This is a genomic window from Marinobacter sp. (assembly GCF_046484525.1).
Taxonomy (GTDB): domain Bacteria; phylum Pseudomonadota; class Gammaproteobacteria; order Pseudomonadales; family Oleiphilaceae; genus Marinobacter.
Genome location: NZ_JAWOIS010000058.1, coordinates 56884 through 77518 on the forward strand (window position 1 = coordinate 56884; position 20635 = coordinate 77518).

General features: G+C 58.3%; 21 protein-coding genes and 1 riboswitch. Of the genes, 6 read left to right on the forward strand and 15 right to left on the reverse strand.

Annotated features, from left to right (window positions below):
• Positions 1 to 82: 82 nt before the first annotated feature.
• The 6 genes from fdh3B to R6W86_RS12490 all read right to left on the reverse strand — a co-directional run bounded on the left by fdh3B (position 83) and on the right by R6W86_RS12490 (position 5826).
• Complete coding sequence (gene fdh3B / locus R6W86_RS12465) at positions 83 to 691, reverse strand: formate dehydrogenase FDH3 subunit beta (protein ID WP_343814161.1); 609 nt, start codon at positions 689 to 691, stop codon at positions 83 to 85.
• Positions 692 to 706: 15 nt separating this feature from the next.
• Positions 707 to 3592: a formate dehydrogenase subunit alpha gene (locus tag R6W86_RS12470; protein WP_410329687.1), complete on the reverse strand. Its 2886-nt coding sequence runs from the start codon at positions 3590 to 3592 to the stop codon at positions 707 to 709.
• A gap of 87 nt (positions 3593 to 3679) precedes the next feature.
• Entirely contained in the window at positions 3680 to 3871 is a 192-nt protein-coding gene (locus tag R6W86_RS12475; protein WP_410329688.1) for a twin-arginine translocation signal domain-containing protein, read from the reverse strand.
• Between the two features lie 41 nt (positions 3872 to 3912).
• Positions 3913 to 4524, reverse strand: a complete 612-nt coding sequence (locus R6W86_RS12480) for a molecular chaperone (protein WP_410329689.1) — start codon at positions 4522 to 4524, stop codon at positions 3913 to 3915.
• 106 nt (positions 4525 to 4630) lie between these two features.
• Entirely contained in the window at positions 4631 to 5248 is a 618-nt protein-coding gene (locus R6W86_RS12485; RefSeq protein ID WP_410329690.1) for a DUF3306 domain-containing protein, read from the reverse strand.
• The gene (locus tag R6W86_RS12490; protein ID WP_410329691.1) at positions 5248 to 5826 is read right to left on the reverse strand and encodes a DUF3305 domain-containing protein; all 579 of its coding nucleotides are present in this window, start codon (positions 5824 to 5826) and stop codon (positions 5248 to 5250) included. The genes R6W86_RS12485 and R6W86_RS12490 overlap by 1 nt, the downstream gene beginning before the upstream one ends.
• A 134-nt stretch (positions 5827 to 5960) precedes the next feature.
• Between R6W86_RS12490 and R6W86_RS12495 the strand changes: the two genes are divergently transcribed.
• The 4 genes from R6W86_RS12495 to R6W86_RS12510 are packed head-to-tail and all read left to right on the forward strand — an operon-like array spanning position 5961 to position 9979.
• Positions 5961 to 7940, forward strand: coding sequence for a 4Fe-4S binding protein (locus tag R6W86_RS12495; RefSeq protein ID WP_410329692.1), 1980 nt, complete (start codon positions 5961 to 5963; stop codon positions 7938 to 7940).
• Positions 7941 to 7959: 19 nt separating this feature from the next.
• Positions 7960 to 8805, forward strand: coding sequence for an Mrp/NBP35 family ATP-binding protein (locus tag R6W86_RS12500; protein WP_410329693.1), 846 nt, complete (start codon positions 7960 to 7962; stop codon positions 8803 to 8805).
• Positions 8802 to 9506, forward strand: coding sequence for a biotin/lipoate--protein ligase family protein (locus tag R6W86_RS12505; RefSeq protein ID WP_410329694.1), 705 nt, complete (start codon positions 8802 to 8804; stop codon positions 9504 to 9506). Before R6W86_RS12500 ends, R6W86_RS12505 begins: the two co-directional genes overlap by 4 nt.
• Positions 9503 to 9979 carry a DUF6505 family protein gene (locus tag R6W86_RS12510; protein ID WP_410329695.1) on the forward strand — a complete coding sequence of 159 codons (477 nt, stop codon included), beginning with the start codon at positions 9503 to 9505 and terminating at the stop codon, positions 9977 to 9979. The genes R6W86_RS12505 and R6W86_RS12510 overlap by 4 nt, the downstream gene beginning before the upstream one ends.
• Here the strand turns inward: R6W86_RS12510 and R6W86_RS12515 are convergent, their stop codons facing one another.
• The 7 genes from R6W86_RS12515 to R6W86_RS12545 form a co-directional block, all read right to left on the reverse strand.
• Positions 9980 to 11227 (reverse strand): molybdopterin-binding protein, encoded by a 1248-nt coding sequence (locus R6W86_RS12515; protein WP_410329696.1) that lies wholly within the window; start codon positions 11225 to 11227, stop codon positions 9980 to 9982.
• Positions 11224 to 11730, reverse strand: coding sequence for a molybdopterin-guanine dinucleotide biosynthesis protein B (gene mobB, locus R6W86_RS12520; RefSeq protein ID WP_410329697.1), 507 nt, complete (start codon positions 11728 to 11730; stop codon positions 11224 to 11226). The genes R6W86_RS12515 and mobB overlap by 4 nt, the downstream gene beginning before the upstream one ends.
• Positions 11727 to 12314, reverse strand: coding sequence for a molybdenum cofactor guanylyltransferase MobA (mobA, locus tag R6W86_RS12525; RefSeq protein ID WP_410329699.1), 588 nt, complete (start codon positions 12312 to 12314; stop codon positions 11727 to 11729). Before mobA ends, mobB begins: the two co-directional genes overlap by 4 nt.
• Positions 12307 to 13176: a formate dehydrogenase accessory sulfurtransferase FdhD gene (locus R6W86_RS12530; RefSeq protein WP_410329701.1), complete on the reverse strand. Its 870-nt coding sequence runs from the start codon at positions 13174 to 13176 to the stop codon at positions 12307 to 12309. Before R6W86_RS12530 ends, mobA begins: the two co-directional genes overlap by 8 nt.
• Positions 13177 to 13241: 65 nt before the next feature.
• Positions 13242 to 14048 (reverse strand): substrate-binding domain-containing protein, encoded by an 807-nt coding sequence (locus R6W86_RS12535; RefSeq protein ID WP_410329703.1) that lies wholly within the window; start codon positions 14046 to 14048, stop codon positions 13242 to 13244.
• Between the two features lie 13 nt (positions 14049 to 14061).
• Entirely contained in the window at positions 14062 to 14805 is a 744-nt protein-coding gene (locus R6W86_RS12540; protein ID WP_410329704.1) for an ATP-binding cassette domain-containing protein, read from the reverse strand.
• The gene (locus tag R6W86_RS12545; RefSeq protein ID WP_410329705.1) at positions 14802 to 15500 is read right to left on the reverse strand and encodes an ABC transporter permease; all 699 of its coding nucleotides are present in this window, start codon (positions 15498 to 15500) and stop codon (positions 14802 to 14804) included. The genes R6W86_RS12540 and R6W86_RS12545 overlap by 4 nt, the downstream gene beginning before the upstream one ends.
• A 116-nt stretch (positions 15501 to 15616) precedes the next feature.
• On the opposite strand from R6W86_RS12545, the gene R6W86_RS12550 reads away from it, so the two are divergent.
• Positions 15617 to 16501 (forward strand): substrate-binding domain-containing protein, encoded by an 885-nt coding sequence (locus R6W86_RS12550; protein WP_410329706.1) that lies wholly within the window; start codon positions 15617 to 15619, stop codon positions 16499 to 16501.
• Between the two features lie 124 nt (positions 16502 to 16625).
• Here the strand turns inward: R6W86_RS12550 and R6W86_RS12555 are convergent, their stop codons facing one another.
• Both R6W86_RS12555 and R6W86_RS12560 read right to left on the reverse strand, forming a co-directional pair.
• Positions 16626 to 17999 (reverse strand): sodium:solute symporter family transporter, encoded by a 1374-nt coding sequence (locus R6W86_RS12555; protein WP_410329707.1) that lies wholly within the window; start codon positions 17997 to 17999, stop codon positions 16626 to 16628.
• A riboswitch (TPP riboswitch) is annotated at positions 17989 to 18099 on the reverse strand. It overlaps the preceding gene by 11 nt.
• A gap of 219 nt (positions 18100 to 18318) precedes the next feature.
• Positions 18319 to 19230, reverse strand: coding sequence for a LysR family transcriptional regulator (locus tag R6W86_RS12560; protein WP_410329708.1), 912 nt, complete (start codon positions 19228 to 19230; stop codon positions 18319 to 18321).
• A gap of 330 nt (positions 19231 to 19560) precedes the next feature.
• Here R6W86_RS12560 and torT point away from each other — a divergent pair, with 330 nt between their 5' ends.
• Positions 19561 to 20634 carry a TMAO reductase system periplasmic protein TorT gene (torT, locus tag R6W86_RS12565; RefSeq protein ID WP_410329710.1) on the forward strand — a complete coding sequence of 358 codons (1074 nt, stop codon included), beginning with the start codon at positions 19561 to 19563 and terminating at the stop codon, positions 20632 to 20634.
• Position 20635 lies beyond the last annotated feature (1 nt).

Sequence of the window (20635 nt, forward strand, 5' to 3'; positions counted from 1 at the left end):
TGCACTCCAACGGAATGAGCAAGAAGACTTCGTTGCCTCAACGTGTTCCGGAGCCCGCGGGCCCCGGAACACTCAGGTCAGTTTACGCACCCTTCTTCTCGTAGGCTGTGCCCCATCCCCAGGCGCCTGAACCGAAACCGCGGTTCACTACACGCTGGCGATAGATGTCCGCCACCTCATTGCCGTCACCGGCCAACAGGGCTTTGGTTGAGCACATCTCCGCACAGAGCGGCAATTTGCCCTCTGCAATACGGTTGCGTCCGTACTTGGAGAATTCGGCTGTGGAGTTGTCTTCCTCGGGACCGCCAGCACAGAAAGTGCATTTGTCCATCTTGCCCCGGCTGCCAAAGTTACCCGCCTGGGGGAACTGAGGCGCACCGAAGGGGCAGGCATAAAAACAATACCCGCAACCGATACACAGATCCTTGGAGTGCAACACGATGCCGTCTTCGGTCTGGTAGAAGCAGTCTACCGGACATACGGCCATACAGGGCGCGTCTGAGCAGTGCATGCAAGCGACCGAAATCGAACGCTCACCCGGTGTGCCATCTTCGATGGTCACCACGCGTCGACGGTTGATACCCCAGGGGACCTCATGTTCATTCTTACAGGCCGTTACGCAGGCATTACATTCGATGCAGCGCTCGGCGTCGCAAAGGAATTTTGCGCGTGCTTGTCCTTCAAGTGCCATGGTCTACACCTCTCGTTATGCCGGCATGATCGAACACAGGGTGGCTTTGGTCTCTTGCATCTGAGTGACCGAGTCATACCCGTATGTTTGAACAACGTTGGTGGATTCACCCAGGACAATTGGATCAGCGCCCTCGGGATACTTGTCCCTCAGGCTCTTACCTTCCAGCTCTCCGCCGAAGTGGAACGGCATGAAGGCTACGCCCTCGCCAACGCGTTCCGTCACCAATGCCTTGACTTTGATGCGCCCGCCCTCCGGGCCAGACACCCAGACGTCATTGCCGTCCCGGATGTTCAGGTTGTTCGCATCGCGCGGATTCACCTCGATGAACATCTCCTGCTGAAGCTCCGCCAGCCAGGGGTTTGAACGGGTCTCGTCACCACCACCTTCGTACTCAACCAGACGGCCGGAGGTCAGAATGATGGGGAAGTCCTTGCTGAAGTCGTTCTTCTGGATGGACTCGTACAGGGTCGGCACACGCCAGAAGGTCTTGTCCTCATAAGTCGGGTAGTCTTTGACCAGGTCTCGACGCGAGGTATAGAGCGGCTCACGATGTAGCGGCACCGGATCCGGGAAGTTCCAGACCACAGCGCGCGCTTTGGCGTTACCAAAGGGTGCACACTCGTGCTTGATGGCGACACGCTGGATACCGCCTGACAGGTCGGTCTTCCAGTTGGTCTCCGGGCCTGCAACCGCATCAATACTGGCACGTTCCTCGGCCGTAAGATCGCCATCCCAGCCCAGATCCATCAGCATCTGCATGGTGAATTCCGGGTAGCCGTCCTTGATCTCGGAGTCCTTCGAGTAGACGCCTTCAGCAAGCAGGTTTTCGCCATCGCGCTCGACACCGAAACGGGCGCGGAAGGTGAGGCCGCCCTTGGACACCGGCAACGACATGTCGTACAGGTTGGGTGTTCCCGGATGGTTCATCTCCGCTGTTCCCCAGGAGGGCCATGGCAGACCGTAGATATCGCCATCGCAGGGGCCACCATTTGCTCGAAGCGTGGTCTTGTCGAAGTGATGCTGATACTTCATGTGTTTCTTGAGGCGCTCAGGTGATTGACCAGTATAGCCGATGGTCCACATGCCACGATTGAATTCGCGCGTGATGTCCTCAATCGACGGCTCGTCGCCTTCAAGAGCAATGTTGCGGAACATGCGATCGGTGAAACCGAATTTGTCTGCAAACAGCTTCATGATTTCGTGGTCGACCTTGGAGTCGAACAGCGGCTCGATGACCTTTTCACGCCACTGGAGTGAACGGTTTGAAGCCGTAACCGAGCCATAAGTCTCGAACTGTGTGGTTGTTGGAAGCAGGTAAGCACCTTCTTTACGATCGTGCAGTACCGCTGACACGGTCGGGAAGGGATCCACCACGACCAGCAGGTCCAGCTTTTCCATGGCCTCCTTCATTTCGAGCATACGGGTCTGTGAGTTGGGCGCGTGACCCCACAGAACCATTGCCCGGGTGTTATCGGGCTGCTCGAGGTTTTCCTTGGCTTCCAGGACACCATCGATCCAGCGAGATACGGGAATGCCCTTCTCGTTCATCATGGCCCTGGACTTGCCGTTCTTGTCCCACACGGCAAACCGGCCTTTCAGCCAGTCCAGGTCTTCCTCCCAGACCCGTGCCCAGTGGGCCCAGGCGCCAGCACTCAGGCCGTAGTAGCCGGGCAGGGTGTCCGCCAGAACGCCCAGATCGGTAGCGCCCTGAACGTTGTCGTGGCCACGGAAGATGTTGGTGCCGCCGCCGGAAACCCCCATGTTGCCCAATGCCAGCTGCAGAATGCAGTATGCGCGGGTGTTGTTGTTGCCATTGTGGTGCTGGGTGCCCCCCATGCACCAGATCACAGTGCCCGGGCGGTTATTGACCAGGGTACGAGCAACACGCTCAAGCTGTGCGCCCGGCGCACCGGTAACACGCTCGACCTCTTCCGGATTCCAGCGTTTCACCTCTTCGCGGATGTCGTCCATTCCCCACACCCGGGTTTGGATAAATTCCTTGTCTTCCCAGCCGTTCTCGAAGATATGCCAGAGAATGCCCCAGACCAGCGCAACGTCTGAACCTGGCCGGAACCGCACAAACTCATCAGCATGGGCCGCGGTACGCGTGAATCGCGGGTCGCAAACAATGAGCGGCGCGTTGTTTTCTTCCTTGGCTTTAAGAATGTGCAACAGCGACACGGGGTGGGCTTCCGCGGGATTGCCCCCGATCAGGAAGATCGCCTTGGAGTTGTGAATATCGTTGTACGAGTTGGTCATCGCACCGTAGCCCCAGGTGTTGGCTACGCCAGCCACGGTTGTCGAGTGGCAGATCCGGGCCTGGTGGTCGACGTTGTTGGTGCCCCAGTAGGCAGCAAATTTGCGGAACAGATACGCCTGTTCGTTGTTGAATTTCGCACTGCCGAGCCAATACACCGAATCGGGTCCGCTCTCATCGCGGATCTGTAGCATCTTGTCGCCGATTTCATTGATCGCCTGCTCCCAGGGGATCTTCTGCCACTGGCCGTCGACCAATTTCATAGGGGACTTGAGACGACGCTCGCCGTGGGCATGCTCGCGCACCGAAGCGCCTTTGGCACAGTGAGCGCCCATGTTGAAGGGGCTGTCCCATCCCGGCTCCTGGCCAGTCCAGACGCCGTTCTGTACTTCGGCCTCGACCGTGCAGCCCACTGAGCAGTGGGTGCACACGGACTTTTTGAGAACGGTTTCCCCGCCTTCGGTCGAAGGGGTCGCAGCTTCGACCCGCCCGGACGTTAACGACAAAGCCGCCAGGCCGCCCACTGTCACACCGGAGGCCGCCAAAAAGCCACGGCGGTCCATAGTCCTGGCAGCGAGGGATGAAAGCAAAGATCCCGCACGGGGGCCTTTCGCTACCCCGTTGGTCTTCTTCCGTAACATGTCACTTACCTCTCTCTTTTTATTCTCGTTTTTATGGAGGTGTGATCATCCAAGAGCATCACGCAACCTTGAAAGATTCACGCTTCCTTAAAAGCGAGCCGATTCGAAATACTTACGTGTGTGCTCCGTGTCACGCAGACCGCGGCTTTTCGGAGCGTCTTTTTTGACGACCTCGGCTGCGGCGTTCGGTGCAACTGCCATTGCAACGGCAGCCGGAGCTGCAGCAGCTGCCATTTGCAGGAAACGGCGGCGGCTGTTTTCACGCTTCGGATTGTCCATCGGACTCCTCCACCTGGGTTATGGGATCGACCAGATCCCGGTTATTGAATTGCAAAGGCATCCGCCTCCACGGCCATGAAAGCCCGCCCCAGCGAGCCTAAAGGCGCGTAGAAGACAGCGCTTTGCGCTTCTTCCAAATCTGTAAAAAACAACTCCGCCCACTTCGCCATGTGGGCCTCGAAAAAGGCTTTCTGCGACGGCAGATTGCTGTCACACGCGAACTCGCCGGTAATGATGCCCGCCATGATTTCACACAGCGTGCTGATATGATCTTCCGGTTCCTTGACGTTATTGCTGGCTTTGATGCCTCTGGCCTTCAGATCGGTACGCAAATCCGCAAGGGGTTTCTCGTTCAGAAAACCGGTGAGGTAATAGCTGGCGTACGGCAGCAGCTCGCCCCGGCCGAGTCCCACAAAGAGGTTATTGAATTCCCGTTCGGCGTCACTCGGCGCGGTGCGTTCGGCAAGAGCAGCCAGATTCCGGTAGGCGGAGCCCAGGGGGGTGTCGTCACCCTTCAAGGTTGCCAGTCCCTGGAGCAACTCACTCGACGGCGGCCGGCCCAGCAAGACAGCCAGTAGTTGATAGATTTGAGCCCGGGCGCGGTCTTCTTCAGTGATCGATCGGGGGCATTGAAGTTCTGCGGTATCAGCCAAGTCTTGTTCCTTCGAATTGTTGTTCGACTTTTGTTATTCGACTTTTGTTTAGTTAATTTTAAGTTATAGTCCGAACTAATACTCGGTGCAACAGTGCTTTTGTTCGCTAGGGTTCAAATCGCATTCTCGGACGATAGCGTGGCTCCGGTTCCACCTCGGCTTCGGTAGACACCGACTCGTCAGGGTGGGGCGTCGTCGAGGGTTCGCCCGGGGGTTCCGGTTCACTATCGACGCTGGCAAGGTCCGGCTTTTCGGGAGCAGGAGCGATCGCCTCGGGGGCATCGGCCCGTTTCTCGACTGGAATTTCTTCCTGTTCCCCGTCATCGGCCTTTTTCTCGATAAACCCCTGACCCACTTTATAGAAGGTGTTCACGCTTTTCGTTGCAAAAGCCGCGTCCGTGTAATCTTCATCGTAGTCATTGAGGCCATCCAGCACCGCCAACACAGGATTGCTCTTCCAAAGCGCGCGCAGGGCTTTGCGGCGCAACAGTTCAGGAATCTCCTTTCGCATAAATCCTGTAACGTCCGCGCCCAACTCGATGGTATCCGGATCTGGCAAGCCGTACTTCTCAAGCACCTCACGTTCCGACAAGGTTTCATTCAGGGCGAGTTCCCGCTCTTCGGGTGAAGGCTCGGGTTCAATACTTGAAGGAGGGAGAGGCTCGGCCTGTTTGCCAGCTTCGGCTTTTCTGCGCGACCAACGCTGTAGACGTGACTCAGCCATCACTGCACCCTTGGTTTCTTGATGTTGGAAGGTGCACGGTAAACGTCGGTTTCCTGACGAATCCGTGGATCGCCTTTGCCGTCCTCGACAGCGTCAACACGGACTTCGTCACGACGGCGTTTTTTGAAAGGCTCCTCGATGTAGTGCATGTCGATGAATTCCTTGATCCAGGCCGCAAGGGACTCTGGAATGGGAACAGGCTCGACGATGCTCTCACCACTATCCAGAGAATCCAGCGCCTCATGGGCACTGGCGGTAATGGCGCTGATTGCCCATCCTGAAGGGGACCGACGGGTCTGGTCCCTATCCATGACGACCCAGACCGAGGGAACGATCATGTTCAGGGATACGAGGTAACCTTCGACATCGGCGCGAAACAGCTCCATGGTTACCGTTCCTGCGTGGTAATCGACCACATCTCCGTCGCGCACCAGTTCCTTCCAGAAAGCGTCCGGTGCCCCGGGGATGACCGCAACAGGCTTCCAGGTGTCCTTCGCCCACCGGGTTACGCCCGGGGACCGTCGAACGACGGCGCCAACCTGTAATTCGCGTTTCCAGTTATCGGTTCGACTACTCATGGCATTTCTCTTTTTGTTATAGCTTAAAGCTAGCAGGACCCAAACAATTATCCAATTGTCTAAAAATAAATGGCTGTGGCATGCTCAAAGCAAGAGAGTGATACGTATAACAACAACGAAAGAGTCAGTTCCTGATGACGGCATCCAAGACCCTACTGTTATGCACCTGTGATAAGACACAGTCCTTTGACCCAAAGGCGCTGCAGACGGCCGCGGCAGCTGAGCAGGTAATCGTGGTGGATCAACTGTGCGGCAATGAGATGAAAACTGCCGCCGAACACCTTAGTGGCAGTAGCGACGTGCTCATTGCCTGTGGCCAGCAAGCGGCGCTGTTCGCGCGTTTGGGCGAAGACATACAGGCTGAGATCCAGCATTGCGCGCCCCTGAGCGCCATCGATATCCGGGACCGTGCAGGTTGGAGCGCGCCGCACGCAGACCCGAAGCGCCTGCATGCCAAGCAGGCCGCGCTGATGGCCGCCGCCCAATTACCGGCGCCCATGGCCCCCGTGAAAACCATTCGATCCAGCGGCGTGTGTTGCATTATCGGCCCCACCGACCCGGCCATTCGTATGGCTGAACTGGTACGGGATGATCTGGGCGTCACCTGCATCGTCACTGATTCCGGGCCGATACAGCTGCCCTCCGCCGGTTACGACGTGGCCAGGGGCAACTTGACGGCCGCCTCTGGTGCGTTGGGCAATTTCAAGCTGGAGTTTGCCGGGTTGCAAATGTTGAACCCCGCCGGACGCGGCGCCCCCGGATACGGGGAGGTCAAAGACACTGCCCGCAGCGAGTGCGACGTGTTTATCGACCTGCGAGGTGTCGGGCCGGCGTTTCCCAGTCATCAGAAGCGCAACGGTTACTTCTGGGCCGACCCGGCCAAAACCGGAGAGCTGGAGCGTATCGCATTGACGGCCAGGGAACGGGTCGGTGAGTTCGAGAAGACCGTGTATTTTCGTTTGGAGGAATCCCTGTGTGCCCATTCCCGGGCAAGCAAGACCGGTTGCACCCGCTGTCTGGACGTTTGCTCCACCGAGGCCATTTTCTCTGCCGGCGATCACATACAGATCGATTCGGATATATGTGCCGGCTGCGGGTCCTGTGCGGCGGTTTGCCCCACATCAGCCGTGACCATGACCGAGACCTCTTTTGAAGCCATTACCCGAAACCTGGAGGTCATGGCCCGGGTCTATCGCGAGCATGTCCACGAAGCCCCGCGGCTGGTATTTCACACGTTGGGCGCCGGGGCTGAGGCCATTGCTTACCTGGCTCGATATGACGACGGGCTGGCAGACGATCTGATTCCGCTGGGGCTGGAGCATGTGGATCGGATCGGCCATGCCGAGATCATGGCTGCATTCGGAGCAGGCTACGCGGAAGTTCTGATCCTGGCAGACAACGAGATTGACCGCCGGGCGGTTGCTGCGGAAGTTGAGTTGGCCCAGGCCATGCTCAAGGGCACCCGGAACGCTCCCAGCCGGGTCCGGGTGATTGAAGCCATCGAACTCTGTGCCGCTGGCGACAACGCCGGGCGGGTAAGTGAGCCGGTTCTGCTCGTTGGTGGCCGCCGTGACATCACGAGGGTTACCGCCAGTGCAATGGCGGAAAACATCGAGTCGCCGATTCCTCTGCCAGTCGGCGCACCTTACGGCGCAATCGAGATCGATTCGGACAAATGCACGTTGTGTCTTGCCTGTGTGTCTCTGTGTCCCACCGGTGCCCTTGGTGACCATCCCGACCGTCCCGAGGTTCAATTCACCGAAAATGCCTGTGTCCAGTGTGGCATCTGCCAGAGCACCTGCCCCGAGACAGCGATCACCCTGAAGCCCCAGCTGGATTTGTCAAAGGACGCGCTGAGTGCCCGGGCCTTGCATGGTGAGGAACCCTTCGAATGCATCCAGTGTGGCAAGCCCTTTGGTGTCGCCAGCACCATTAACCGGATCGTCGAAAAGCTGGAGAACCAGCACTGGATGTACACCAAATCCGATAATGTCCAGCTGATCAAGATGTGTGACGACTGTCGGGTAAAGGCCCAGTACCACGGGGATAACGCGCCCATGGCAGGGGGCGAACGTCCGCGGGTCCGCACCAGTGACGACTATCGGGACAACTGACAACCGGACAGGATGCAACATGGTTCAATACACCGAAGTAGGAAAAGACAACCTGATTGGTACCGACGCGCCCCGGCCACAGGACAAGAACCCGAAGGGAGTTGACCGCATTATTGCCATTGCCTCGGGCAAGGGTGGCGTGGGCAAGTCCACAGTGGCGTCGAATCTGGCGGTCGCGCTGGCCTCGAAAGGCCTGAAAGTGGGGCTGTTGGATGCTGACGTCTACGGCCCCAGCCAGCCTCGTATGCTGGGTGTTTCAGGTCGCCCGTCCAGCCCCGACGGCCATACCATCCTGCCGCTGCGTAATCATGGCGTGACCCTGATGTCCCTTGGTTTGATGGCCCCGGATGACGAAGCCATCGTCTGGCGCGGGCCCATGCTGATGGGTGCCCTGCAACAAATGATGAACCAGGTAGATTGGGGTCGGCTGGACGTGCTGCTGGTGGATCTTCCCCCGGGCACCGGTGACGTGCAGATGACCCTCAGTCAAAAGTTCTTTGTTGCCGGCGCCATTGTGGTCTCAACGCCCCAGGACATTGCCCTGATGGACGCGCGCAAGGGCATCGATATGTTCAACCGGATGGATGTTCCGCTCTTTGGCTTGATCGAGAACATGGCGTCATTTGTCTGTGACGGTTGTGGCAAGGAGCACCATCCGTTTGGATCCGGCGGTGCCCGTACTGAGGCAGAAAAACTCGGCGCACCCTTCCTCGGTGAGATTCCGCTGGACCTGGATATCCGGGTCGGGTCTGATGGCGGGGTCCCGATCGTGGTGTCGAAGCCGGATAGCCCGCAGGCGAGGGCTTTCCAGCGCATTGCCGATGAAATTATCGCCTCTGACCTCTACGCCCGGGCTATCCGATGATTCAGTCACCCCAGTTTCCGCCGTTGCTCACGGGCGAAGTGGTGCCCAGACACACGGATCCTTTTGACAAGGCCGTCAGCCGGGCCATCGCCGGGGTCGACTCAGGCACGATTTTTTACTCCGAGGCAGTCGACACCCTGCATGCTGCGCTGGTGCTGGCGCCGGAAACACCCCTGGAGGATGCGATTCAGGCCGTCTATGTGGCCCAGTTGGGGCTGGCTGAGAGTCTTGGGGCGCTGGCCCCGCCGGAAGTGCCCGTGCATTTTCAGTGGCCCGATCGCATCAAGGTCAATGGCGCGGTTTGCGGGAGCGTTCGTTTTGCTGCGGATGTGTCGGATCCAAAAGCGCATCCCAACTGGTTGGTCATCGGCATTGATGTGCCTTTTACCCATGCGACTGACGAGCCCGGTGAAATCCCGAACCAGACCTGTCTGCATGAGGAAGGATGCATCGAGATCACCCCCATGGGCCTACTGGAGAGTTGGTCAAAACACACTTTGTTGTGGCTGACCTACTTCATGGACAGCGGGTTCGAGTGTGTACACAACGAGTGGCGGCCACGCTGTGACACTCTGGGCAAGATGATCGACTATCCGACGTCCGGGCTCTTTGTCGGGCTCGATGAGAAAGGCCGGATGCTGTTGCGTGAGGGGGTTATGACCAAGACAGTGAGCCTGATTGAATTTGCGGAGCATGTATGAAACTGGCACGAACCCTGCGACTGGATGTATCCGATGACAATGTGTTCGAAAAGCCGGCCCCGAGCGGTGAGTGGGCCATCTCGGGCGGGTTCGAATTTTCCAACTGGACCGAAGCGGATCTGAAAGGCAAGGCCCGTCAGGCCTTCAGCAACGGCTGGTACAGCATAGAGTCCGGTGGCCGTGCCAGTTTTGTGGGTGTCTGTGACATCACCGAAGCCGAACTGGAGCAGCTACGCCTGACCCTTGCGCAAACCTTTGTCGAACACTATGGCGCGCCGGATATCGACGCGGCCTATCCCGTCGCCTGCGAAGAAATCGATCAGATGCGCAGCATGTGTGAGGACTTCGAGGACAACACCCTGCTGATGGTCAGCCGCAGTCTGACCGAGCTGGGTGTCGAGGAAACCTACCGTTCCCGGGCCCCGCAAGATGCCTCGCTGGAGGCCTTTGCCGTGCACGGCAGTTATGAGTGATTACAGCCCGAAGCTACCATAGGGCATGAACCGCACCGGGGTTCCCGGCTCTATCTGCCGTGCGCCCTCGTCCAGATCCACCAGACCCTCGGACCAGGCCAGACCAGTGACCCTCCCCGAGCCTTCAGATCCGAAAACCTCGACCTTCCCATCACGGACCCGGGCGCGCAACATCTCGCTGCGCCCCGGCTTCTTGTTCTTGGAAAAGTTGGCAGGTACGAGATAGCCCTGGGGTTCGAACCAGGCACCCCCTGCCAGTAGCGCCATTGCCGGTGCGCCAAAGCGCAGCGCACAGACCCAGGCGGCAACCGGATTGCCCGGCAGACCCACCACGGGCGTGCCTTTGAACATGGCCAGCGCCAGCGGGCGCCCCGGCTTGATCGCGATGCGCCAGTTGGTGATCTCGCCATGGGCTTTCAGGGTTTTCGACACGTGATCCTCGTCCCCTGCGGAAACACCACCACTGGTGAGGATCAGATCGCATTGGTCAGCACCACGCTCCAGTGCCGCTTTCACCTCTTCGGCCCGGTCCAGCGCATGGCCCAGGTCGACCAGTTCGTAGCCCAGCTGTGTCACCAGTGCGCTCAGCATCGGGCGGTTGGCGTCATAAATCTGCCAGCCGGTGACAGGGGAGCCGACGGGTTTCACTTCGTCACCCGTGGACAGGACGCCGACACGAAGCCGCTGATAGACATCGACCGCCTCGACACCCACACTGGCAAGGACAGAAATCTGGGTAGGGGTCAGGCGGATGCCCGCCGTCAGTATCCGGTCCCGGGCCTGAATGTCCTCTCCAGCCATACGCCGATTGGCGCCCGCTTTTAGCGTGCCGTTCAGATGGAGCTGGTCATCGACCACCTCGCAATCCTCTTCCAGGACCACCGTGTCCGTACCAGCCGGCATCACTGCGCCGGTGAGGATCCGGATCGCGTGACCCTCGGGCACGTGCCCCGTGTAGGGTTCACCGGCGGCACTGCGGCCGTCAACCAGCGGCATGGTACAAGGTACTTGCGTCAGCGGGCCTGCAAACGCATAGCCATCAACCGCGGAATTGCTGCTTGGGGGGTGGGCCCGGGGCGCATACACATCGCTCGCCAGTATTCGGCCGTTCAGCTGCGACAATGGGATAGCACGATCCACGCCGACCACTGGATGCAAACGTGAATGCAAACGCTCCAGGGCCTCTTCCACCGGCGTCCAGTTCACTCCGGGGGGCAGAGCAAAACAGTCGTTACGAAGCTGGTTCATGATTTCTCCGTCCGTGACTCTCTCTGACTCAGAATGAAATCGACAATCCCGGATACGTCACCCAGATCGAAGCAGGGGCCCCAAAAATCAGGAGTATAGTCCGTCGCTACGGCAATGATATTGGCGTCTTCCCGGTAAAGGGGGGCACGGGATGATGCCTGCCGATGCACTTCAATCTTGGGGTGTGGATGGGTCTTGAATCCCTCGACCACCACCCAGTCGCAGGGACCCAATCGGGCCAGCAATTCATCCAGCGTCGGCTCCTTGGCTCCCCGGAGCTCGTGCATGATAGCGAAGCGCTGACCGCCCGCCAGGATGACCTCACGGGCACCGGCGTCACGGTGCTTGTAGCTGTCGGTTCCGGGCTGGTCCACATCCACCATGTGATGGGCATGCTTGATCGAGTTGACGGTTAATCCCCTGCTGGATAATTCACGAATCACTGCGCTGGCCAGAGTGGTTTTCCCTGAATTTTTCCAGCCTACGATGCCTATAACGTTCACTTCAGATGCTGCTCCGCCCAGGCCAGATCTTCCGGCGTGTTGATGTTGAAAAAGTCACCCTCATCAAAAATCACCAGCGTCTCGCCCTGGGCTTGTGTCCACTGGCGGATCTTACGCACACCGTCGTTCAGGGCGGCTCTCAGATCATGCCGCAACGCAACCTGCCAACGGCCAAAGGTCGGTTGAGGTACCCGGCCACGCTCCGGGTCCGGTGTCGCCGCCAAAACCACTGGAGTATTGAATTCGGATAATCGTTCGACCAGATCGAGGGGGAAGGACGGAGTATCTGCGGCGACACTGATCAGCCATTCATGGCCTTGTTCGGCAGCCCAATCCATCCCCGCCAGCACGCCCGCCAAGGGGCCGGCATAGCCGGGGACCGAGTCGGCGACCACGGGCAACTCCAGATCCTCGAAACGGCTCAGGTCCCCGTTGGCATTCAACACCACGGCGTCCACCTGCGGCGTGATTCGATCGATGACACGCTGGATCAATGACCGGTCGCCCAACATCAACCGGCCTTTATCACCACCGCCCATGCGGTTTGCCTGGCCGCCGGCCAGAATCACGGCGCATTCAGTCATGCTCTGCCCCTTTTCGACGCATTTTCTTGTCTTCATCGGGAACCTGCGACAGGTCCTGATCGAACACCAGACGGTGCTGGCCGCTGAGGCAGGTGAATTTCTTGCCTCGCATTCGCCCGATCAGCGTCAATCCGACCTGCCGGGCAATGTCGACGCCCCAGGCGGTGAAACCGGATCGGCTGATCAGGGTCGGGATCCCCATCAGGGAGGTCTTGATCACCATTTCGGAGGTCAAACGGCCTGTGGTGTAGAGGACTTTGTCGGCCGCAGAAATGTTGTTCTGGTGCATCCAGCCTGCGATCTTGTCGACGGCGTTGTGGCGCCCGACATCTTCCATATAGGCCAGGATTTCCCGACCTTGGCAAAGGGCCGTGCCATGAATGGCGCCGGTTTCCATATACAGGCTGGGCGTGTGGTTGACCTGGTAGGAGAGATCGTAGAAGGTGCTGGTGTGCACCGGAGTATCCGGTAGGGATAACCCTTCAAGTCCCGCCATCATGTCACCGAAGACTGTCCCCACCGCGCAGCCGGAGGTCCGGGTTTTCTTTTCCAGCTTGTTCTCGACATCCGTGACACCCGCAGTGCGGACCACAGCGACTTCCAGCTCTTCGTCGTAGTCGATCCTGGTGACCTGATCGGTCTCCTTCAGCATGCCCTGATTCAGAAGAAAGCCCAGTGCCAGGTACTCCGGGTGATCGCCAATGGTCATGGCGGTGACGATTTCCTGGCTGTTCAGGTAGATGGTCAGGGGGCGCTCTTCGATCACACTGATCGACTTCGGTTGACCGGTTTCATCAACACCCCCAACCGCGCGGGACAGTCGAGGATCCTTGGGATCGGGAAGTAGGGGATCAATCGTCATTTTTGTTACAGCCGTTTCATGCACGCCGCAGCCTGGAATAGTTACGGATATTGTCAGAGATTAGCCTATTTGGCATTCGGGAAAAACAACTGTTGTCCGTCCACCTTGAAGTCGGCAATCGCTTGTTGGCCATCCCCGGAGATCAGCCAGTTGTGCCACTGCTTGGCCAGATCGTGCTTGAGGTGCGGATGCTTCTCTTCGGAGAGCAGCAGGCTACCGTACTGGTTGAAAAGCACTTCGTCACCTTCGAAAAGCAGCGTCAGGTTTTGACGGTTTCCGAATGCGACCCAGGTAGCGCGATCCGACATCACGTATGCATCCATGGCGGCGGCGGTGTTGAGTGCTGGTCCCATGCCGCTGCCGAGTTCGCGGTACCACTCGCCATCGGGCTCGACGCCGGCGTCTTCCCAAAGGCGCAATTCGGCGCGATTGGTTCCACTGTCATCACCACGTGAGGTGAAGGGAGCCTTGGCATTGGCGATTGCCGCAAATGCTTCGGCGGCACTTTGCGCGTCACGGATATTCGCCGGATCATCAGCCGGGCCAATCGCCACGAAGTCGTTGTACATTACATCGGCTCGCTCGCTGGCGTAGCCGTTTTCGACAAAGCGCTGTTCACCGAGGCTGTCGTGTACCAGAAGGCTGTCGGCGTCGCCGCGGCGGGCGATTTCAAACGCCTGCCCGGTGCCCACTGCTACCACCCGTACTTCGATGCCGGTGGCGTCTTCGAATTTCGGTAAAATGGCGTCGAACAGCCCGGAGTTTTCGGTCGAGGTTGTCGAGGCCAGTGTGATGTAGTCTTGGGCGTAGGCACTGAACGCCAGGCCCATGGTGGTCACCCCCGCGAGGATCAGGTTCAAGGTCTTTTTCATTTTGTTTTCTCCTCTACTCGATCAGTTCCCCGGCAACAAACGCTTGCGCCTCTCGAGAGACGGGCCCGTCAAAAAACGCTTCAGCAGGGGTGTGTTCGCGAACCTTTCCGCCAGAGAGAAACAGGACATCGCCGGCCAGGCGCCTGGCCTGATGGATATCGTGGGTGGTCATCACGATACGCGTTCCGCGCTGATGAAACTCGCGCACCGCCGCCTCTACGGCTTTGATCGCTGCCGGGTCGAGCGCGGAGGTGGGTTCATCCAGGAACAGCACCTGGGGAGAAAGTACCCAGGCGCGCGCCAGTGCCAGGCGCTGTTGCTGGCCACCGGAAAGCACGCGCGCAGGCGTATTGGCGCAGGCGGTCAGACCAAAACGCTCAAGCGCGTCAAACGCGAGCTTCGACCGCCCCCTGATCGGAATGTTGTTCACAGCCAGCGCGTGAATGAGGTTGGCGACGGCGGAGCGGCGCAAGAGCACCGGTTGCTGGAACACCATCGCCTGGCGGGGGCGGCCTTCACTTGACCATGCCACCCTTCCTTGAGTGGGTAGAATCAAACCGTGAGCCAACCTCAGCAAAAGACTTTTGCCCGCGCCGTTAGGCCCCATCACCAAGGTAGGACCGATGCTCTCCAGGGTGAATGAACAGGGTCCCAGAAGTACCTTTTCCTCATGGCTGTAGACGACGTCATGAAAGGACAGGGACGGCGGAGAAAGAAGGGCAGACGAGGCGAGGAGTGGAGCGTTCAACGAGGTCATCCTGTCCTCCTTCTGGTCCGTTCACCCACCATATAGGCGCCTGCGTTAATCAGCATGACCAATGTCAGCAGCACTATGCCCAATCCCAGCGCCAGGGGCAGATTGCCCTTACCGGTTTCCAGCACAATCGCTGTCGTCATAACCCGGGTGACCCCGTCAATGTTGCCGCCTACCATCATCACCGCGCCCACTTCGGCACTGGCGCGGCCAAATCCGGCGAGCAGAACCGTCAATAGCGCAAAGCGGGCGTCCCACAGCAGGGTGGGCATCATGCGTCCCCGTGACATGCCCAGTGACATAAACTGCTCGCGATACTCTCCCAACAGTTCTTCTACCTTCTGGCGCGAGAGCGCGGCCAGAATCGGTAATATCAGCACCACCTGTGCAATGACCATGGCACCCGGTGTAAACAGAAGCCCCCACTCACCCAATGGCCCGGCGCGCGAGAGCAATAAGTACACCATGAGCCCGGCCACCACAGGAGGCAGTCCCATAAGGGCGTTGAGCGCAACAATCACCCCGCCTCGCCCGGGGAAATGCCACAACGCTACCGCCGCACCGAGGGGAAACCCCAGCAACGCGGCAATCAGTACCGCCAGAAGCGAAACCTGCAGCGAAAGGGCCACGATCTGAAACAGCGAAGCGTCGAGGTTTAATAGTAGGGATAGCGCGACATAGAACGCATTATTTTCCACTGCTGCGTCTCCTTTTTATTGAGCATCGTGGCGTTTCTGGCTACGCTTTGCACAGCATGCTGAAAAATATGCAGCAAAAAACAGTCTTGTGCTTTTCCGGACAGCAGGAGAGACCGGTGCCCCTTCCCGCTTACCTCACCACGGCCGAAGCCGCCGAGTATCTGCGCCTGAAAGAGCGCAAAATCTACGATCTGGTCAGCCAGGGCGTGATTCCTTGTGTGCGGGTGACCGGAAAGCTTTTGTTTCCGCGCCAGCGTATCGATCTGTGGTTGATGAATCATTTGGAGGGTGATGACGCCGTCAGTTCTCCAACGCCGCCGGTCCTTGTGGGCAGCCAGGATCCGCTGTTGGAGTGGGCGGTGAAGGAGAGCAGTGCGGAGCTGGCGTTGCTGTGTCAGGGCAGTGGCGATGGCGTACAGAGACTCATCGACGGGCGTGCAATGCTCGCGGGGATGCATATCTGGCATGCTGAAGGCGGACGTTACAACGACCCTGCCACGTTGGGGCTGAGCGGGATGCGTGATCTGGTGCTGATTCGTTGGGCAAAACGCCAGCAGGGGCTTCTTCTGGCCGCCGATAACCCTCATCAACTTGCGGGACTTGAGGATATTGCCCGCCCCGGTATACGCCTTGCACATCGCCAGCCCGATGCTGGTGTCAGTCATTTGCTGCAGAGCTTGCTCGCTCGGCACCGTATTGATGCCAGCTCCCTTACATGGGCCGCTCACCCGTCGCTCAGTGAGGACGACCTCGCTTTGGCGATTCGCCAGGGTGAAGCGGATGTGGGTGTGGGAATCGAAGCTGCGGCGCGGCGTCAGGGGTTGGCTTTTATTCCTCTGCAGCAGGAACATTTCGATCTGGCGATGCGTCGGCGTCATTACTTTGAGCCGGCCATGCAGCGTCTGCTGGCATTTGCCGGTAGTGAACGCTTCATCCAGCGTGCTGAGGCGCTGGGTGGTTACGATATCAGTGAACTGGGACGGGTCGTGTATAACGCATGATGGGTGCCAATAACAATCAACAGGTGAATCAATCGGGCGCCTGCATGCCTTCAATGCAAAAAGATTCAGTGAAGGCTGCCAGCGGCGCTGACAGGACTTGTCGGGTCTCGCTGCGGCTTTGAAGTTAAGCTGAATGGCGGCGCTGCGCCGTCGTTAGCAGCAACGTAACCCCACCCGAAGCCACGATTGCCCCGGCAAACGGCGCGAGTGTCGGCACCCCACCGGGGAAACTGGCGATCTGGAGAGCCTCACTGAAACTGCCACTCATGATCCAGCCCGGCAGAATCGCCCCGACCACTCCGGCCAGCACTCCACTCAAGGCAGCGGTCGTTGTTACCCGGGGCCAGAGCCCCATCAGAATGGGAATGATGGCCGTTGCGCACAGCAGATCGGCAATCAGGAACAGCCGCAGAACCGACGCGCCCTGCAAGGCTATCACCACAACCGGCACCATCAGGACTACCGTTACCCAGCGAGCGCCGGTGAGTGTCAGGCCCGCTTTTTCAGCGACTGCCAGCGAGGCAATGCCGTTCTGGAGGGTATCCACTGAAGATGCCACCAGAGTGACGGCCAATACCAACGCGACCGCGCCCAACCATTGCGGTGCTTCATTTATCAGGGCAAAAAACGGAATGGGTGGGTGCCCCAGTTCAAGCCCGGCCATGGCAGCGCTCATTCCGAGGCCACCCACGATCGCAACCACAACGATGGTGGTGCAGCCGCCGAGGAGGGCGCCTTTCCACAGTGAGGCGCTGTCCCGTGCGGCCCAGACCCGTTGCCAGTAGCCCTGGTGAAAGAGATTGGCCGCGGTTACCGCGAGCACCAGGGTAAGGGCGACACTGACGGCGCTCCAGAAGGGAATGCCGGGCAATTGGGCCGTTTCCGACACGGCAGGCAGGTGTTTCCAATCCACGAAAAGCACCGCAGCCAGCAGCGCCATTAACAGCAATGCCTGCCATCGATCAGTGGCCAGACTGGCCCGTAATCCACCCCAGGTGGTGTAGACCAGCGTCGTGACTGCGACGCCAATAATGACGATCTGACCATTGAGGTCAGACAGCAGTCCGGTGATCGCACCAATGGCGGTGAGCTCCGCGGCCAGAAAGCACGACATGTACAAAACCGAGATTAATGAGACCCAGCGGCGCATACCTTTACCGAAGCGTCTTTCGGCAAACTCGCTGATGCTTCGCCCTTGGGGCATCTGCCGGCGAATGACGGGCCCGAGCATGGCGAATACGATAAAAGGCAATGCCGCCCCCAGGGCGTAGCCGGCCAGTGCCACCGGGCCAACCAACGCGCCCACTTCAGGTGGCGCAAAGAGGATCCAGGCGCCCATGCCCGAAGCCAGAAAGGAAAGGCCAATGGTGGTGGCGCCCTGACTGTTGCGGGCAGTCATGTAGTCGTCAATGCCGTTGGCTGTTTTGCGGGCACGTATGCCCAGCCAACCGAACAGGCACAATGCCGCCACAATGGCGGCCAAGTGGGTCATCATCATGTCGCGCTTCCTCCGCCGGAATGATCCGGATCAGGTTCCAGGGTCTGCCGAAGGCACTCTCAGCCCCGGAGGTTTTGCCGGGACTCCCCTGTCGACTGGGATTGTGTGTGGTGTTGAATGCTTAGCTCGTGAGAAAAGGGCATCAGGCATTCATTGGAACTGTCAGCGGCATGATAAAGACATGGCCGGTTCTGGGCAACTGGAGGGTGATGGCATAAAGCGACTTTCAGGGGACCAGGTCACTGGCTTTTTAGCGAGGCTGACAAGGGCCTGGCAGTGATTATGGCTAGTGAAAACGTATAAACGATCGATGATGCGTTCAACGCATATCTGGCTCTTCACCAACATGCATAAATTCCCGAAAAGCAGAAACGGCCGTGTTCTGCTCAACATTGGTGGCCCAGGCAAGACCGACATCCATTGTCGGTATCCGGTCGGCCAGTGAGGTGGCCTCGACGCGGCGGCCGTCGAGCGACCATGGCCGATAGACCATGTCAGACAGAATCGTCACGCCCATGCCGCTAGCAACCATTGAACGCACGGCTTCAACTGAACTCGTTCTGAAAATTGTATGTGGGCGATAGTTCGTGCGATTCCAGTAGCGCTGCGCCGTGTTACTGGCTTCGTCGACCGTCAGCATGATGTAGGGCTGGGCAGCAACATCGGCCAGGGAGATCGATGGCAGTTCGAGAAGGGGGTGGTTCGCCGACAACCATAGCCTGCGGCGTGATTGCAGCAGCGTTTCGTAGGATATTCCCTCCTGATCGACGATATTAGAGGTCAACATCACTGCGAGATCAAATTCACCTGATGCAAGCCCATCTTCGATCGCGGTTCGCGAAGATTCAGTCAACTGAAGGTCCACGTGGGGAAATACACGAAGGAACCGCTCGATATAGGTTGGAATATAGTAGCCAGCGACCGTGTATGTCATTGCTAAACGAAGAGTGCCCTTAACGTCATCACGCAAGCGGCGTGGAGATCTGACTGCCTCCTCCACCACAGCCATTATTCGTCGGGCGTGATCGCAAAAGATATTGCCCTCATAGGTCAGGGCCACTCCCCCGGCATGTCTCGCGAGGAGCGGGGTGCCGACGATTTCCTCAAGCTGTTTTACTGCCGTTGTCACTGCAGATTGGGAAACATTCAGTTCGAGAGCTGCGCGTGAAATCTGTCCCAAGTTCGCGACTGCAATGAAGTAACGGATCTGACGGATCGTAGGTGTATTCATAAAATTTATAACAACTATTCATTTAAAAGATTGAAAAATAAAGTCTGATTGCGGTGTGCTTATAAAGCTGCCCTCATCATGGTGCCTCTTTCATAACTAATCTACTTTTAAATCAATGTCCTATAACTGCTTCGGTGGCGCGCGGACTACCAAGCCATGCGCGAACTCGCCGCGGAAGTTCTCCAATCAGTATATCGTTTTAACAGATATTGGGATATTGAAAATCGTATTATACAAATTTGCTGTCTCATTTTATGGTTGTTTTATCGTCTTTCCAGAGGGGATTGGCGTTGGGGCAGCAGAGCTCCTTTCACATCAGGAGAAACAATAATGAAAAAATTTCTCAGCGCATCAACTGCGACCGTGGCAATGACGATTGCCTTTTCCAGCAGCGCAATGGCCGAAAATTGGTACCCGTATCCTGTCGAAGTCTGGACTCCCCCCTTCAACATGGATAGCCCACGCAGCAAAACAGATTACGAACCACTCGCCGAAGCCTCGCAGAAATGGAATCTCTGCGTTTCTTTTCCCCACATGAAGGATGCCTACTGGCTTGGCGTCAATTACGGCATCACCGAAGAGGCCAAAAGGCTCGGTGTGGCAGCCACTGTGACTGACGCGGGTGGCTACACGAACCTCAACACTCAAATCTCGCAGATCGAGGATTGCGTTTCCGCAGGTGCTGATGCCGTTATTATCGGCGCCATCGCCTATGACGGGCTTAACAACCTGGTCGCTGAGATCAGTGAGAACGGTATCCCGGTCATCGACGTTATCAACGGAATGTCGTCCGATCAGCTCTCGGCCAAGTCGTTGGTATCCTTTGGCGAAATGGGCGCCAAGGCCGGTGAGTTCCTGGCTGACCTGCATCCTGCAGGTGGTGAGTCAGCGAAAGTCGCCTGGTTCCCGGGTCCCGCCGGTGCCGGTTGGGTCGAAGCGGGGAATGCCGGCTTCCTGGGCGCGGTAGAGGGTTCGGCGATCGAGATGGTAGAAACGAAATACGGCGACACCGGCAAGGAAGCCCAGGCCAGGCTCGTCGAGGATACTCTCCAGACCTATCCCGATCTTGACTACATTGTCGGTACTGCGGTCACAGCAGAAGCGGCTATTCCAATCCTCCGCTCAAGGGGGCTGGCAGATAAAGTAAAGGTAGTGTCCTACTATTATGCTCCGGGTGTTGATCGGGGTATCGCCCGTGGCCAGATTCTTGCTGCACCAACCGATTCCACCGTCATTCAGGGGCGCATCGCTGTCGACCAGGCCGTTCGGATACTGGAAGGCAAGGATTATCTCAAGCACGTCGGTCCTGAGCTCTATGTGGTAACACAGGAAAACTACGACGAGTTTGACGCGGCTTCGACACTGGCACCAGACGGCTTCCGCCCAGTCTTCTCGGTAAAGTAAG